This window comes from Pantoea vagans, from assembly GCF_001506165.1.
GTDB classification, from domain to species: domain Bacteria; phylum Pseudomonadota; class Gammaproteobacteria; order Enterobacterales; family Enterobacteriaceae; genus Pantoea; species Pantoea vagans_C.
In genome coordinates, this window is sequence record NZ_CP011427.1 from 989,375 (window position 1) to 1,004,363 (window position 14,989).

General features: G+C 55.0%; 14 protein-coding genes. 4 read left to right on the forward strand and 10 right to left on the reverse strand.

What is annotated here, in order from left to right; genetic code table 11:
* The first annotated feature begins 7 nt into the window (after positions 1-7).
* The 3 genes from napB (at position 8) to nudK (ending at position 1,765) form a co-directional block, all read left to right on the forward strand.
* On the forward strand, positions 8-439 hold the full coding sequence (gene napB / locus LK04_RS04505) for a nitrate reductase cytochrome c-type subunit (protein ID WP_039329736.1): 432 nt from the start codon (positions 8-10) through the stop codon (positions 437-439).
* 8 nt (positions 440-447) lie between these two features.
* A complete protein-coding gene (napC, locus tag LK04_RS04510; protein ID WP_039329734.1) occupies positions 448-1,032 on the forward strand; it encodes a cytochrome c-type protein NapC in 585 nt (194 codons plus the stop codon).
* Positions 1,033-1,186: 154 nt separating this feature from the next.
* Complete coding sequence (gene nudK, locus LK04_RS04515) at positions 1,187-1,765, forward strand: GDP-mannose pyrophosphatase NudK (RefSeq protein ID WP_039329732.1); 579 nt, start codon at positions 1,187-1,189, stop codon at positions 1,763-1,765.
* Positions 1,766-1,884: 119 nt separating this feature from the next.
* Here nudK and LK04_RS04520 read toward each other — a convergent pair whose 3' ends face one another.
* From LK04_RS04520 to LK04_RS04555, 8 genes are read right to left on the reverse strand one after another with little or no spacing between them, the layout of a single operon-like run.
* Positions 1,885-2,847, reverse strand: coding sequence for a ribokinase (locus LK04_RS04520; protein ID WP_039329729.1), 963 nt, complete (start codon positions 2,845-2,847; stop codon positions 1,885-1,887).
* Positions 2,847-3,740, reverse strand: a complete 894-nt coding sequence (gene alsK / locus LK04_RS04525) for an allose kinase (RefSeq protein WP_039329727.1) — start codon at positions 3,738-3,740, stop codon at positions 2,847-2,849. The genes LK04_RS04520 and alsK overlap by 1 nt, the downstream gene beginning before the upstream one ends.
* Positions 3,737-4,429, reverse strand: coding sequence for a D-allulose 6-phosphate 3-epimerase (gene alsE, locus LK04_RS04530; protein WP_039329725.1), 693 nt, complete (start codon positions 4,427-4,429; stop codon positions 3,737-3,739). Before alsE ends, alsK begins: the two co-directional genes overlap by 4 nt.
* Positions 4,429-5,478 carry an ABC transporter permease gene (locus LK04_RS04535; protein ID WP_039329723.1) on the reverse strand — a complete coding sequence of 350 codons (1,050 nt, stop codon included), beginning with the start codon at positions 5,476-5,478 and terminating at the stop codon, positions 4,429-4,431. Before LK04_RS04535 ends, alsE begins: the two co-directional genes overlap by 1 nt.
* A 16-nt stretch (positions 5,479-5,494) precedes the next feature.
* Positions 5,495-6,484 carry an ABC transporter permease gene (locus LK04_RS04540; protein WP_039329721.1) on the reverse strand — a complete coding sequence of 330 codons (990 nt, stop codon included), beginning with the start codon at positions 6,482-6,484 and terminating at the stop codon, positions 5,495-5,497.
* A complete protein-coding gene (locus LK04_RS04545) occupies positions 6,477-7,982 on the reverse strand; it encodes a sugar ABC transporter ATP-binding protein (protein WP_039329964.1) in 1,506 nt (501 codons plus the stop codon). Before LK04_RS04545 ends, LK04_RS04540 begins: the two co-directional genes overlap by 8 nt.
* 2 nt (positions 7,983-7,984) lie before the next feature.
* Complete coding sequence (locus LK04_RS04550; RefSeq protein WP_039329719.1) at positions 7,985-8,968, reverse strand: substrate-binding domain-containing protein; 984 nt, start codon at positions 8,966-8,968, stop codon at positions 7,985-7,987.
* 12 nt (positions 8,969-8,980) lie between these two features.
* Positions 8,981-9,811: a DeoR/GlpR family DNA-binding transcription regulator gene (locus LK04_RS04555; RefSeq protein WP_039329717.1), complete on the reverse strand. Its 831-nt coding sequence runs from the start codon at positions 9,809-9,811 to the stop codon at positions 8,981-8,983.
* 624 nt (positions 9,812-10,435) lie between these two features.
* Here LK04_RS04555 and LK04_RS04560 point away from each other — a divergent pair.
* Positions 10,436-11,509 (forward strand): DUF1176 domain-containing protein, encoded by a 1,074-nt coding sequence (locus LK04_RS04560; RefSeq protein ID WP_039329715.1) that lies wholly within the window; start codon positions 10,436-10,438, stop codon positions 11,507-11,509.
* Between the two features lie 128 nt (positions 11,510-11,637).
* On the opposite strand, the gene ampH is transcribed toward LK04_RS04560, so the two are convergent.
* Both ampH and tkt read right to left on the reverse strand, forming a co-directional pair.
* Positions 11,638-12,807 carry a D-alanyl-D-alanine-carboxypeptidase/endopeptidase AmpH gene (gene ampH, locus LK04_RS04565; protein WP_039329713.1) on the reverse strand — a complete coding sequence of 390 codons (1,170 nt, stop codon included), beginning with the start codon at positions 12,805-12,807 and terminating at the stop codon, positions 11,638-11,640.
* Between the two features lie 145 nt (positions 12,808-12,952).
* A complete protein-coding gene (gene tkt, locus LK04_RS04570; protein ID WP_039329711.1) occupies positions 12,953-14,962 on the reverse strand; it encodes a transketolase in 2,010 nt (669 codons plus the stop codon).
* Between the last annotated feature and the right edge of the window lie 27 nt (positions 14,963-14,989).

Genomic DNA, 14,989 nt, shown 5'->3' on the forward strand with positions numbered 1-14,989 from the left:
GGATGCAATGAAACTCTTTCACACACTCATCACTTTAGCCGCCTTGCTGGTGGGCGGCGCAGTCTGGGCCGAAAAAGGTGTCAATCTCAATCAGTCACCGGAAGTGACCGCCACGCAGCAGGGCACTATTCATCAGCCCAAAGAGCAGAGTCGCAAGCCGCTTAACTACGTGAATCAGCCGCCGGTGATCCCGCATAGCGTAGACGGCTATCAGGTGACGAAAAACGTCAACCGCTGCCTGCAGTGCCACGGCACGCAAAGCTATCTCACCACTGGCGCGCCGCGCGTCAGTCCTACGCACTTTACCGATCGCGACGGCCTGGTGAGTAGCACCGTATCGCCACGGCGTTACTTCTGTTTGCAGTGCCACGTGCCGCAAACCGATGCCAAACCGGTGGTGGAAAATACCTTTAAACCGGCCAGTGGTTTTGGGCAATGAGGTTGAACATGAAAGAGAGATTACTGCGCATCTGGCGCTGGTGGCGACGCCCCAGCCGTCTGGCGCTGGGCACACTGCTGATTTTGGGCTTTGCCGGCGGCATCATTTTCTGGGGTGGATTTAACACCGCGATGGAGATGACTAACCGCGAGCAGTTCTGTATTGGCTGCCATGAAATGCGCAATAACGTGTATCAGGAATATATGCAGACGGTGCATTACAACAACCGCAGCGGCGTGCGTGCCACCTGCCCGGATTGCCATGTGCCACACGAGTGGGGCCCGAAAATGCTGCGCAAATTGCAGGCCAGCAAAGAGGTCTACGCGAAGATTTTTGGCCTGATCGATACGCCACAAAAGTTTGAAGAGACGCGCATCGAACTTGCGCAGAACGAATGGCGCAGGATGAAGAACAACAATTCGCAGGAGTGTCGCAACTGTCACAATTTCGATTACATGGATTTCACCGCACAGAAAACCGTGGCGGCCAAAATGCACAGCAAAGCGGTGCAGGATGGGCAAACCTGTATCGATTGTCACAAGGGTATCGCGCACCATTTGCCGGATATGAAAGAGCAGCCGAACGGATTTTAATTTTCACATCGCGCTGAAAGTCGCGCCGCTACCGGTCTCTGCACCATGTTGTAGCGGCGCAATCTATTGCACATCATCCGCACAAATTCAGATAGTTTTCCCCACCGCTTGCGCCTATTATCTCTGGCTCCCTCAGATAAGCAGTGGAGCGGCCATGTCGTTAAAGATCAACATCATCAAAGACAAGTTGCTGTCAGATAATTACTTTATCCTGCGCAACTTCACCTACGAACTGACGCGCAGCAACGGCGAAGTGGTGCGTCATAAGCGCGAAGTCTATGACCGTGGCAACGGCGCCACCATCCTGCTCTACAACCGCGATAAAAACACCGTGCTACTAATTCGTCAGTTCCGCATTGCCACCTACGTCAATGGCAATCCCACGGGCGAACTGATTGAAAGCTGCGCCGGGCTGCTTGACGATGACACGCCAGAAGATTGCATCCGTAAGGAGGCGATTGAAGAGACGGGTTATGAAATTGGTAAAGTGGAAAAGCTGTTCGAAGCCTATATGTCGCCAGGTGGCGTGACGGAGATTGTCCACTTCTTTGCGGCCGAGTACAGCGATGCGATGCGCACCCATGAAGGCGGTGGCGTCGAGGATGAGGAGATTACCGTACTGGAATTACCGTTCCCGCAGGCGCTGGCGATGGTGAAAGAGGGCCGTATCCAGGACGGAAAAGCAATCATGCTGTTGCAGCATGCGCAAATTGCGGGTTGGTTGAAAGCGTAAAGGGTGCGGTGATTGACCTGATCAGTATAAATGCCGTCAATACCCGGGTGCGGTGATTAACCAGGTCGGCATAAATGCCGACCCTACGGACGCTGTAGTGTGCGCATTTATGCGCACCGTTACACGCAAACGGCTAACGGTTCTGGCACACACTCCGGATGTGCCTGCATACGCGCCAACGCTTCGGCGTAAGAAGGCATTGAATTCGCCGCTCCTGAACGCTCCACACACAGTGAAGCATAGGCAGAAGCAAACAGCGCCGCCTGCGGTAGCTCATCACCGGACGCCAGCCGTGCCGCCAGTGCGCCGTTGAACGCATCGCCCGCGCCGGTGGTATCCAGCGGCTGTGCCGGGAACAGCGGAATGCGCAGCGGCGCTTGCTCTGCGTTGGAAAGCAGTGCGCCGGCCATACCCAATGTAATAATCACCTGACGTGCGCCTTTACGATGCAGCACCTCAGCGGCTTGCTGCGCGCTGGCGAAATCGGTGACTTTCACTCCGGTGATTTGCATCGCTTCGGTGCTGTTTGGCGTCAGCAAATCCACTTTCGCCAGCAATGAGTCACTCACTTTTTGCCATGGCGCAGGGTTTAAAATCACAAAGGTGCCACCTGCCCGCGCATTATCGATCATGCGCTGGATGGCGCTGAGGTTGTTCTCCAACTGCACCAGCAGAATATCAGCGGCGGCAACGGTGGGCTGGCAGCGTGATACTTCAGCGGCACTCACCGTGGTGTTAGCGCCGGGATAAACCGAAATCATGTTCTCGGCATCATCACCCGCCACGTAAATCAGGGCGTTACCGGTCGGTTTCTCTTTGCAGGTAAACAGCGTAATGGCATCAAAGCCGGTTTTTTCTAAGTGACGACGCGCAAAGGTGCCGAAATCATCGTTCCCCACTTTGCCGATGTAGTGCACGCGCGCCCCGGCGCGCAGGGCAGCAGTGGCTTGGTTTGCGCCTTTACCGCCGGGTCCCATCATACTCTGGTGAGCCGTCAAGGATTCACCCGGCATCGGGAAACGGTTCATCACCGCGACAACGTCGAGGTTGAATGAGCCAAACACACACACTTTTCCTTTCATCATGCACTCCTGAACAGGCGTTCTGCGGCCAGACAGGCGCCGCGACAGCCGGTGTGATCGGTGGATTGACTGAACACAATCTTCAAATTATCACGCGTGGCAGGCGGACGCAGATGCTGCTGAACCTGGCTGCGCAGCTGCGCCAACGGGAAGTCCGCCATCGCCAACACGCCGCCGCCCAAAATCAAGTATTCCGGATCGAGAATGTTCATCTCGGTGGCAATCAGCTGCGCCAGTCGGTAAACGAACGCTTGCAGCTCTGGATGATCGCCGTGCTGGGTAAACAGCGCGGACATATCGGTTTGTGGCACGTTGGCCTTCGCCCATTGGCTCAGCCAGTGGCCTGACGTCAACGTCTCTGCACAACCCCGGTTGCCGCACGGGCAGGGGAGATCGTTACCGGCGATAGGTACGTGTCCCAGCTCACCCGCGCCGCCGTGCTGACCATGGTAAAACTGGCCGTTGATCCACAGGCTGTTGCCCATGCCGGTGCCAGGATAGAGGCCGACGGCGATATCCGGTAACTGCTCCAGCTGCATCAAATCCCACATCATCAGATGATTGACGTCTTTATCCATCGCCACCGGCACGCCAAGGCGTTCAGTGAGGATGGCGGCAACTGGCTGGTGATCCAGCGCCTGAATAAAGGGCAACGAGATCACCTGCTGACGGTCGCGGCTGAGAATGCCCGGCAAGCCCAGCATCACGCCGCTCACTGGTTGTTGCTCTAATGTCTCGCCGATTAACTGCCCGAGTGCCGACAGGGCATCGGGTTGCTGCGCCCAGCTGGCCGTCGGCACTTTGCGGAAGCTGGACCATTCGCGTCCCTCTTCCATCAGTTGCAGACGTGTGCCGGTGCCGCCAATGTCGATACCGAGCCAGCGTTTTTTCATGCGGACACCTTGTTCAGGCCCTGCGCTTCATCAATGCTGTCGCGCATCATGTCCCAGGCGGTGGCCAGATCGTTGTGAATATTGAACAGACCAGAGGTGCCGACAATCAGCACTTCCGCGCCCGCACCCACCAGGGTGTTATAAGTGCGGGTGTTACAGGAGCCGTCGATCTCGATCAGATATTGGTGGCCGTGCTGCTGCTTCAGAGCTTTCAGCTCCTGCACTTTCGCCACCATCTCCGGGATGAACGGCTGGCCTGCATAGCCAGGATCAACGGTCATCACGGTGATCTTATCCAGCAGGTGAATGTAGTGGTGGATAAACGACACCGGGGTCGCCGGGTTCAGCACCACACCCACTTTCTTGCCGAAACTGCGAATCAGGTTAATCACGCGGAACGCATCACGGTTGATGGTTTCGGCGTGCGGGCAGATGTAGTCTGCGCCGGCTTTGGCAATCACTTCGATGAAATCAGTCGGGTGTTCCACCATCAGATGGACATCCAGCGCCACTTTGGTGTGTGGACGAATCTGTTCAATAAAGAACGGCGACAGCGTGATGTTCTTAACGTAATGACCGTCCATGATGTCGATGTGAAGGAAGTCCGCGCGGGAGTCCAGCACTTCTAACTGGTGCTTGATCTCCATCAGATTCATACACATCAACGACGGGGAGACTTGAATACGCATCATACTTCCTTCTTTTCGGTCAAAGGGTTAAGGGCCGCGGCTAACTTGCTGAGCTTTACGGCGCGATGTTCATTAAAACGAGCTTTAAATTGTTTGAAGGCCAGCACCACAATCAGCACTGCACCCCACATCGCCAGGCTGACATGCTGGCTGATGTTCATCAGGTTGAATCCAGTGGAGAGCACTTGCAGCGCAATCAGCGCCAGCACCACACCGGTGACGCGGCCAAAACCGCCGTTCGGGTCGGTGCCGCCGAGAATAATCGCCAGTACCGTCAGCAGCAGGTAAGCATCGCCGTAACCCATACGGGCCGAGTTAAAGCGCGCCATCATGATCAATCCGGCCAGTACACACAGCAGGCTGGAGATCACGTACACCAGAATCACCATGCGGTGGGTGTTGATGCCGCTGAACCAGGTGGCGTTGATATTGCTGCCGCCCATATAGATGCATTTACCGGCACGAGTTTTGCCTAAGAACAGCGCCAGCAGCGCAGCGGCAATCAGGAACACCCACAGCGGCAGCGGCATACCCAGCAAGGTGTTGGAGCCGAGCGCCTGCACAATCGAAGGCATGCCGCTAACGGCTGCGCCTTTGGTCAGCCAGATACCGATGCCGTTAAGTGTCATCATGGTCGCCAGCGTCACCAGAATCGGGTGGGCACCAATCCGCGTCACCATCACGCCGGTGATCACGCCGATGAAGGCAGCAATCACCATCGCGCCGATGATGGCGATAAACAGCCACAGCAGTTGCTGACCGGTGCCTGCATCAGCGGGCAGGGCGCTCATCAGCGTCCAGGCAATAAACAGCGCCGTCAGGTTAGCGGTGGCGATGATCGCCAGGTTCAAACCGCCGCTGAGGATGGCAATAAACATCGCCAGCGTGAGCAAACCGAGTTCTGGCAACTGGAACGCCATACTCATAAAGGTGGAGTCCGTCATAAAACGACCCGGCAACATGATGGTGAAGATCGCCAGCGCCAGCGCAATCAGTAACATCAGGCCGATATTGGTGCCGTCCGGACGCAGAGAGGAGAGTGATTTCATATGCATGCCCTTTCGGTCAGACGAAACTGACGTCAGTTTCTTTACGTTTTTTGTAGTGCGTCACGGCAATCGCCACCATGATCACGCCGCCGACGACGATGTTCATGAAGTAGTTCGAGACGCCAATCAGGTTGAGGCCGTTCTTCAGGATGGCGATCAGGAACACACCCATCAGCGTGCCGCTCACTGTGCCTTTGCCGCCCATCAGGCTGGCACCGCCAAGCACCGTGGCTGCCAGAACATCTAACTCGCCGCCAACTAACGCATTCGGCACCACTTCACCCATGCGATACACCTGCACCAGCCCGCCAATTGCGGCCATCGCACCAAGCCAGCCGTAGGCGAAGACGTGAATCAGACCGACGCGGATGCCGATGCGACGGGCAGATTCAGCATCGCCACCCACCGCATACAGCTGACGGCCGAGGTTGGTTTTGTTCAACAGCAGCGCGGTCAGTCCGGCAATCACCAGCATGGTGACCAGCGGCAATCCAATCTGGAAACTGTTGCCCTGCCAGGTAAAAGGCAGCACGCTGCGCAGCGTGATCCACCAGTCCGGCAGTGAGTAGAGGCTTTTTCCGCCGGTAACCCACATCAACAAACCAAACAGCAGCGACTGCATACTGATGGTGATGATGATCGACACCACGCGCAGTGAGGTAATCAGCAGGGCGTTGATCACCCCGAACAGTGTGCCGCACACAATCGCCAGCAGAATGCTCAGCAGGGCGTTATCAAACTGAAACTGCACAAACAGCGTGGCGATGAGGTATTGCACTACCGACGCCACCGCCGCGAACGAGATATCGATGCCGCCGGTGACCAGCACCAAAAACAGCCCGAGGGCAAAGATGCCGGTGACGGCGTAGCTTTCGGCCAGATCCAGCAGGTTCTGCACCGTCAGGAATTGATCGCTGGCTACCGAGAAGAACAGGATAAAAGCCAGCAGTACCCACGCCAGCCAGCCTTGACTGGAGTGCGGGCGTAAACGAGATAAATCAGGCATTAATCACCTCCGCCAGCTGTTGTTGCTCAACGGTATCGGGTTGGTATTCGGCATGAATGGTGCCATCACGGAAGTGCAGAATGCGGTCGCAGTTGTACCAAACCTCAGGCACTTCATCGGAAATCAGAATGATCGACAGACCTTCTTTCGCCAGCTCATGGATAAGTTGATAAATGCTGGCTTTGGCACCGACGTCGACGCCCACGGTCGGGGAATCAAGGATCAGGATGCGCGGCTGCGTGAGCACCCATTTCGCCAGCACGATCTTTTGCTGGTTACCGCCAGACAGGGTAGAGATCGCCAGATTGGGATCGGCCACGCGCACGCCGAGCTGTTGAATCCATTGCAGGATCAGCTTGTTTTTGCGGTATTCGTCGATGATGTGGAAACGGTTTTGCAGCTTATCGAGGATCGGCAGCACCATGTTGTCGGCTACCGACTGCTGCTGGACCAAGCCCAGCGTTAAGCGGTCTTCGGAGACATACCCGATGCCCGCTTTGATGGCATCTTCATGACCACGGAAGCGCACCGGCTTGCTATCGAGCCAGATTTTGCCGCTGTCCGGTTTGGTCATGCCAAACAGTGAGAGAGCCAGTTCCGTGCGGCCAGAGCCAAGCAGGCCACACAGGCCCAGAACTTCGCCTTGATAGAGTTTGAAATTGACGTCGTGATACTGTCCGGCACGGGTCAGATTATCCACTTCAAGAATGGCACGGTCGGCATTGCGGGTTGGCGCTTTCAGCTGATAGTCGAGTTTCAGACCGGTCATCAGTTCGGTGAGATGGTGTGGCGTCATCTCTTTGGCTGGCCAGCAGCCCATTTTGCGCCCGTCACGGATCACCGTCACGCGGTCGGAAATTTCTAACACTTCATCCAGACGGTGACTAACAAACACCACACAGATGTTTTTGTCTTTCAGATAACGCACGGTGCGCAGCAACTGATTCACCTCGGTACGGGTGAGAGAAGCCGTTGGCTCATCCATGATCACCAGACGCGCATCGGCGACCAGTGCCCGGCATATCGCCACCTGCTGGCGGGCCGCAATCGACAGCGCCGAGACTTTCTCATCCAGATCGAGGTCAAACTTGAGTTCTTCAATAATGCGCGCAGCGGTCTCGCGCAGCTTCGCTTTGCGATGCCAGCCGAGCAGGCCATTGAGGTTGTGCTCAAAGGCGATGTTCTCGGCCACGCTGAGATTGGGGAACAGTGACAGGTCCTGGTAAATCACCTGGATGCCGAAGTCACGCGCCTGACGGGTGGTCAGACGCGGGAAGCTGGGACCCTCACCCAGTGTGATGCGGCTGCCACTGTCCGGGGCGTGTACCCCGGAAATGACTTTGATTAAGGTGCTCTTGCCACAGCCGTTGGTGCCAGCGAGACAGTGCACTTCGCCAGCCAACAGGCTTAGCGAGATATCGCTCAGTGCGCGGTTGCCACCAAATGTTTTCGACAGGTTGTCGAGCGCAATCAGCGTCTGTGGGATCACCTCTTTCATCATTACAGCCCCATTTTCACCAGTTTTGGCAGGTTTTCTTTGTCCAGGCTTTCGGTGTTGTTACCGAGGATGGTGTGTGTCGCCTCGTCAACTTTCACTTTGCCCAGCCCCTCGATGGTCATGCCATCGGTGATTGGCTCTTTCTTCTGCATCATGTCGGCGATACGGATAAACACTTCACCGGCGGTTTCTGGGTTCCAGATGTAGCCACCTTTAATCGCACCACGCTGCACCAGCGAAGCACCCTGACCTGGGCTAAAGGCACCAATCACGCACACCTGATCGATTTTGTTGCGGTTCATCACCGCGCGACCGGCACCAATCGGGCCTTGAGAACCAAACGCCATGATGCCTTTCAGATCCGGGTACTTGGACATCAGCTCATTGGTGGTACGAATCGAGTCATCCAGCGATTCACCCACGCCGAATTTGTCGGTCACCATTTGCATTTTTGGGTAGTGTTCTTTCTGGTAATTCAGTGCGGCATCAGTCCACTGTTGATGCAATGGCACGGTCAGGCTGCCAACGTACATGGCGTATTTGCCTTCCTCATGCATACATTTCGCCAGGGCCTTCATATGGTTGATGCCGTGGGTCGGCGCATCCACCAGTTCGAAGTCCCAGTTAGCCCCTTTCTGATCGGGTGATTCGTGGGTAATCACCTGAATTCCGGCTTCACGTGCGCGTTTCAGCACCGGCTCCAGCACTTTCGGGTCATTCGGCACCACGCCGATGATGTCGACTTTCTGCGCGATCAAATCCTCAATAGCTCGCACCTGTAACGCCGGGTCCGCAGCCGTTGGGCCCACCATCCATGCATCAATGCCGCGTTTCGCCGCTTCACTTTTGATGCCCGCTTCCATGGCATTAAACCAGGGAATACCGCCAATTTTCACCACGATGCCCATGCGCAATTTATCGGCCGCGTGCGCGCCAGTGGCGGCAAACAGGGCAAGTAGAGAACAGGCGATAAGATGTTTTTTCATAAAGACTCCGAATTAATTTTTTATTAGCTGCATTGAATTGGTGCGCTGTGAGCAATCAATAATATTGACGCCGTTCCAGGCTAATTCTTGTTCCAGCTCTTTGTCTTTTATTTGGTCAGTGATGAGGAAGTCCACATCGCGATAATGACAAATACGCGCGAATGAGGGCCGCAGAAATTTACTGGCGTCCAGCAACAGATGTTTTCTTTCTGCTGCTAATAGCATTTGCTGTTTTAAATGTGCGTTGTTTTCGTTACCTTCACGTAAATAACCGTCATTGCCTAAACTGCTACAGGAAAAAAAGATCTTATTGATCTGGAATTCCCGTAAAGGCTGCTCAGCGACTACGCCGTGGAAATCTTCATAACGGTCAGAGTACTCTCCCCCTAAGCAGATGGTGCGGATACTGCCGCGTGCGGCAAGGGTCTGCACGATTCTGATAGAGTTGGTTAACACCGTTAATTCAATATCCGGTAGCTGTCGCGCTAAATACCAGCAAGTGGTGCTACTGTCGAGTAATATACAATCGCCGGGGCTGATGAAATCGAGTGCACGTTTGGCTATCGCCATTTTTGCATCTACATGTTCATTCATTCTCTGGCGGAAAGATAATTCATACTCGTTAACACCTCTCGTATTCCCCTGAATGTTAGCGGCTTGTCGTTTTGCTGGTACTGCACCGCCGTGGCTACGTTGCAACAGCCCACGTTTCTCCAGCTGAGTTAAATCACGACGAATGGTTTCCTGAGAAACCTGACATAACGTGACTAATTCAGCGACAATAACCCGACCATTTAAATTAAGTTCGTCAATAATTCGCTGCTGTCTTTCAATCGGCAACATAACTGCCCTCCGATGGTGATAAATTACTGGATACCGCAGCCGGAAAATGTGGACTGCGCACGGGTCCGCAGAGCCCAAATTGCCTGGCGGTGTTTGAGTGATATGAGTCAGGTTTTTATGTAAATCAGATCTGTTTATTTCATATTTAATGAGATCTGATTCACATAAATACGCGTATTAGCGCTAAATGAAGGGATCGGTAGCCAACAACTATAATCGCGGTAAAACACCTTAACATGACCGGATGTGACCGTTTGTGTGTATTTGACCGATTTGTGATCCCAACATAATTATGTTGTTTACCGAAGCGGTGCGATTCATCACGCGGTTTTTAACGTTGTGCTGATGACAAATGCGCAATGCATTGCGCCGCTACCTCTCTTTAGCTCCTCAATTGGCGGACATCACCCGCACTGTCCGCAATAGTCCGACGAATCCGATTGAGCAGAATTCGGTCGAAAAGGATGATGAAGGTGTTACGTCATCCAGCCTTAGATCGCCTCAGGCGACGGCTTTTTCAGCAGTTAACCTTACTTTTCAGGCCAGCTCACAGTTTGGGCCTGCTGACAGCGTTGCCGTTGCGCTATGATTTTCTTTCCAGGAATTTGGGGACCGGTTTTTTTAATGTCGTATTGGATGAAGTCGCTGCTTTTGTTGCCTTTTATGTTTGTCGCGTGCGTTCAGGCTGAGCCACTGCAAAAGTCATTTTCTGACTGGCAGCTCACCTGCAACAACGCGGCTTTTTGCGTGGCGCGCAGCTTTCCCGGTGACAACGGATTAGTGATGACCGTCTCACGTCATGCTGGCGTTAACGATCGCCCGCTCCTGCGTATTGATTACGGCAGCGGATACAGTGGCGAACTGCCCGGCGGTACGCTGAAAGATAACCTGCTGCTGGATCAGCGTCGCTTGACGCCAGACCTTAAACACTGGTCAGTTGAACCGCACCATCTGGCCACCAGTAATGCCGTTGCCATTGACGAGTTTCTGGCACAAACGCTGGATGCCAACAATCTGCAGCTGACCTATCAAGCCAAAGCCACTATTCCTTTAAGCGGCATGAAAGCGGCACTGCTGTTGATGGATGAAGTGCAGGGCAGGGTGAACGGTGGCAGTGCCTGGGTGAAGCGGGGAGATCGGGCGCAGTGGGATGTACCGCCGCCGCCACAGCTGCCGCAGCTACCCACGCCTTTACCGCAACCCGCACCACTGACCCAAGAGGAAACCGCCGGGTTAATTGACTATGGCACCTGGCGCGTCAATACCGATAACTGCTCGCTTGATCCGCTGCGGCGAGAAGTGACGGTGGCACCGCTCACCGACACCAAAGCGTTGATCTTAGTCAGCTGCGAAACCGGCGCTTACAACGTGATTGATCTGGCGTTTGAAGTGACGCGCAGACAGCCCTATGTGGCGCGCGGATTGATGCTGAACTTGCCCTTTACGCCGCCATCACGCAGCGATAATCAGTTGGAGTTGGTTAACGCAGAGTTCGATGCCAGCAGTGGTCTGCTGTACACCTTCAGTAAAGGGCGTGGTTTGGGAGATTGCGGCGTAGCGACCCGTTGGCAGTTCGATGGCAACGAATTTGTGCTGGCCGAGTATGCCGAAGAGAAAATCTGCGATGCCTGGCATAGCAGTGAGGACTGGCCAACGTTATGGGTTAGCCAGTCGCAGAATGCGGTTCAGTCGCGTTAATCAGGCGGCTGGAAAACATGACCGTAGCGGCGCGATTCATCGCGCTTCCCCCAAGCGTTGATGCTGCTCAAAGACGCGCAATAAATTGCGCCGCTACGGTTGAGTGCCTCATATAGGGTCGTGAATGATTAACGAATCGCTTGCACCGTCATCGGTGAGCCGTTCTGGTTACCAACCAACTCGGCTAGCAGGTTATTCACGCCATCACTCATCGGAGTAAAGCGTGACAGCGGTGAACGTGTCACCACGACAAACACCCCAACATTGTTCTGCGGCACCATCGCCATATAGGTAATGAAGCCTCCGCCGCCGCCGGTTTTCTCGATGATGCCAGGACGGCCCTCTTTTGGCCCCATATAAACCCAGCCCATGCCTAAGGCATCGGCGCGTCCTGGCACATCCATCCCTTCGACTTTGGTCAGTTGGTCGCGACGATAGATCAGCGTTTGCAAACGATCAATCTGTGGCGTGCGATGATTGACTGCCGAGTTCAGGAACTGCTGCATCCAACGGCCCATGTCATCAGGTGTCGAGTAAACGCCACCGCTGCCCACGGCCGCCAGCGTATTGTTGCACGGGCTGGCCCCTTTTTCTGGGATCATCAGACGTTGGCATTGATCCGGTGACGGAGTAAAGGTGGTGTCTTTCATGCCCAGTGGGCGCGTCACCAACTGCTGCAACAGCGCTGGGTAGGGCATCCCGCCGGCTTTCGACAAGGCATCGCCCAGCAGATCAAAACCCAGGTTAGAGTAAGACGCTTGGGTGCCTGGCGTCGCCTTCAACTCGGCACCACGCAGCCATTGCCAACGGTCGGCTTTGGTTGGCCAGACAAATACCGGACGATGCGGTTTGCCACCTGGCTGTTCGCGCGGCAGGCTGCCGGTGTGGGTGGCAAGGTTGATCAGGCGAATCGGCTGGCCGTTATAACTTGGGACACGTGCGCCAGGAGGCGCATATTTACTCAGCGGATCGTCAAGACGGATCTGACCGCGCTCGGCCATCTTCACCATCACTTCGCTGGTCATCAACTTACTCAATGAAGCAATGCGAATCACTGAATCAAGCTGGGGGCGGACATTATTGCCGGGGCTGGTATCACCAAAGCTGGCGAACACGCGCTGATTGCCATCAATCGCCACCAACGCCATACCAGTTGCACCGCTGCCATAGAAAATGTGCTCGGCATAACGATCAACGATCTGAGAGGCCAGCAGCGGATCGGCGGCGGTCTGCGCCATGCTTTTTAATGGAAGCACTGAAACCATTAAGGCCAGTAAAAAGGGAGTACGTTTTTTCAACGGGAAAGCGTCCGCAACAGGAATCGGAGGAAAGCCTATAGTAATCAGTTTGCGCGGTGCGGGAAGGGGGAAAGTGGGATTTTTTTCTGTATCAGGCTGTGATCAAAAAACGGCCCATACGTTGGTAAACGCAGGGCCGAATCGATTAGTGCGGCTTGAGTAATGCTTCGGTGTGGCTCACGATATTTTCCACGGTAAAGCCAAACTCCGCGAACAGCTTACCGGCGGGTGCGGACTCCCCGAAGGTGGTCATCCCGACAATCGCGCCATCCAGACCGACATATTTGAACCAGTAATCGGCGATGCCCGCTTCAACGGCCACGCGCGCTTTCACGCTCGAAGGTAGCACGGATTCACGGTAGGCCACGTCCTGCTTATCAAACATATCCGTGCTTGGCAGCGAAACCACGCGGATTTTATGGCCGTTAGCGCCCAGTTTATCCGCTGCACCCAAGGCGATTTCAATTTCGGAACCGGTGGCAATAATGATGGCTTCCGGCGTGCCGTCACAATCCTGCAGCACATAACCCCCTTTGGCGATATCAGCCACCTGGGTCTTGCTCCGCTCAGGTTGCAGCAGATTCTGCCGTGACAGAATCAGCGCTGTCGGGCCATGGTGACGCTCGACGGCCGCTTTCCATGCCACGGCGGTTTCTACCTGATCACAAGGACGCCAGACACTCATATTCGGCGTGACACGCAGGCTGGCGAGTTGCTCAACTGGCTGGTGTGTTGGGCCATCTTCACCCAAACCGATCGAGTCATGGGTATAGACAAGCACCTGGCGCGCCTTCATCAATGCGGCCATGCGCACTGCGTTACGCGCGTACTCAACAAACATCAGGAAGGTGGCGGTATAAGGAATAAAGCCGCCGTGTACGGCAATCCCGTTGCCAATGGCGGTCATACCAAATTCACGCACGCCGTAGTGAATGTAGTTACCGGCAATGTCCTCTTTGATCGATTTCGAGCCTGACCAGATAGTGAGGTTACTCGGCGCGAGGTCAGCGGAGCCGCCCATCAGTTCAGGCAGCAGTTTGCCATAAACTTCCAGGGTGTTTTGCGAGGCTTTGCGGCTGGCAATTTTTTGCGGATTCGCCTGTAGCTGCTCAACAAAAGCCTGAGTTTCATCTGCCCACTTCGCGGGCATACCGCCGTCGAGGCGGCGGCTGAACTCTTTAGCGAGATCGGGGTGTGCAGCCTGATAGGCAGCGAATTTTTCATCCCAGGCTTTTTCTCGCTGATTGCCAGCTTCTTTCGCATCCCATTGCTGGTAGATCTCTTTCGGAATTTCAAACGGGGGATAATGCCAACCCAGTTTCTGGCGCGTTAACGCCACTTCCTGCTCGCCCAGCGCCGCGCCGTGCGACTCTTCTTTACCGGCTTTGTTCGGCGAGCCAAATCCGATGATGGTGCGGCAGATAATCAGAGACGGTTTGTCCGTGACACTCTGCGCCTCTTTAATGGCTGCGGCGATGGCCTCTGGGTCGTGTCCGTCAATCCCTTCGGCACTGCCGACTACGTGCCAGTTGTAGGCTTCAAAGCGCTTGTGGGTGTCATCGGTGAACCAGCCTTCGGTTTCACCATCAATCGAGATGCCGTTGTGATCATAGAAGCCAATCAGTTTGCCGAGGCCAAGGGTGCCCGCCAGTGAACTGACTTCGTGCGAGATGCCCTCCATCAGGCATCCATCGCCCATAAACACATAGGTGTAGTGATCGACAATGTCGTGACCAGGGCGGTTAAATTGTGCCGCCAGCGTGCGTTCGGCAATCGCCATGCCCACCGCATTGGCGAGGCCCTGACCGAGCGGTCCGGTGGTGGTTTCAATGCCTGGCGTATAGCCCAGCTCTGGGTGACCCGGTGTTTTCGAATGCAACTGGCGGAAGTTTTTCAGCTCTTCCATTGGCAGGTCATAACCGGTGAGGTGCAGCAAACTGTATTGCAACATCGAACCGTGGCCGTTGGAGAGAATGAAGCGGTCGCGGTCAGCCCACGCCGGGTTATTAGGGTTGTGTTTCAGGACATCGCGCCATAACACTTCAGCGATATCCGCCATCCCCATCGGCATGCCAGGGTGACCTGAATTTGCTTTTTGTACCGCATCCATACTCAAAGCACGAATCGCGTTAGCCAACTCTCTGCGTGAAGACATAGGGTACTCCGTTTTGATTGGGCAATT

Excerpts from the sequence above, each read along its gene's own strand:
- napB (WP_039329736.1), top strand. The coding sequence starts at position 8 with ATGAAACTCTTTCACACACTCATCACTTTAGCCGCCTTGCTGGTGGGC.
- napC (WP_039329734.1), top strand. The coding sequence starts at position 448 with ATGAAAGAGAGATTACTGCGCATCTGGCGCTGGTGGCGACGCCCCAGC.
- nudK (WP_039329732.1), top strand. The coding sequence starts at position 1,187 with ATGTCGTTAAAGATCAACATCATCAAAGACAAGTTGCTGTCAGATAAT.
- LK04_RS04520 (WP_039329729.1), bottom strand. The coding sequence starts at position 2,847 with ATGAAAGGAAAAGTGTGTGTGTTTGGCTCATTCAACCTCGACGTTGTC.
- alsK (WP_039329727.1), bottom strand. The coding sequence starts at position 3,740 with ATGAAAAAACGCTGGCTCGGTATCGACATTGGCGGCACCGGCACACGT.
- alsE (WP_039329725.1), bottom strand. The coding sequence starts at position 4,429 with ATGCGTATTCAAGTCTCCCCGTCGTTGATGTGTATGAATCTGATGGAG.
- LK04_RS04535 (WP_039329723.1), bottom strand. The coding sequence starts at position 5,478 with ATGAAATCACTCTCCTCTCTGCGTCCGGACGGCACCAATATCGGCCTG.
- LK04_RS04540 (WP_039329721.1), bottom strand. The coding sequence starts at position 6,484 with ATGCCTGATTTATCTCGTTTACGCCCGCACTCCAGTCAAGGCTGGCTG.
- LK04_RS04545 (WP_039329964.1), bottom strand. The coding sequence starts at position 7,982 with ATGAAAGAGGTGATCCCACAGACGCTGATTGCGCTCGACAACCTGTCG.
- LK04_RS04550 (WP_039329719.1), bottom strand. The coding sequence starts at position 8,968 with ATGAAAAAACATCTTATCGCCTGTTCTCTACTTGCCCTGTTTGCCGCC.
- LK04_RS04555 (WP_039329717.1), bottom strand. The coding sequence starts at position 9,811 with ATGTTGCCGATTGAAAGACAGCAGCGAATTATTGACGAACTTAATTTA.
- LK04_RS04560 (WP_039329715.1), top strand. The coding sequence starts at position 10,436 with ATGTCGTATTGGATGAAGTCGCTGCTTTTGTTGCCTTTTATGTTTGTC.
- tkt (WP_039329711.1), bottom strand. The coding sequence starts at position 14,962 with ATGTCTTCACGCAGAGAGTTGGCTAACGCGATTCGTGCTTTGAGTATG.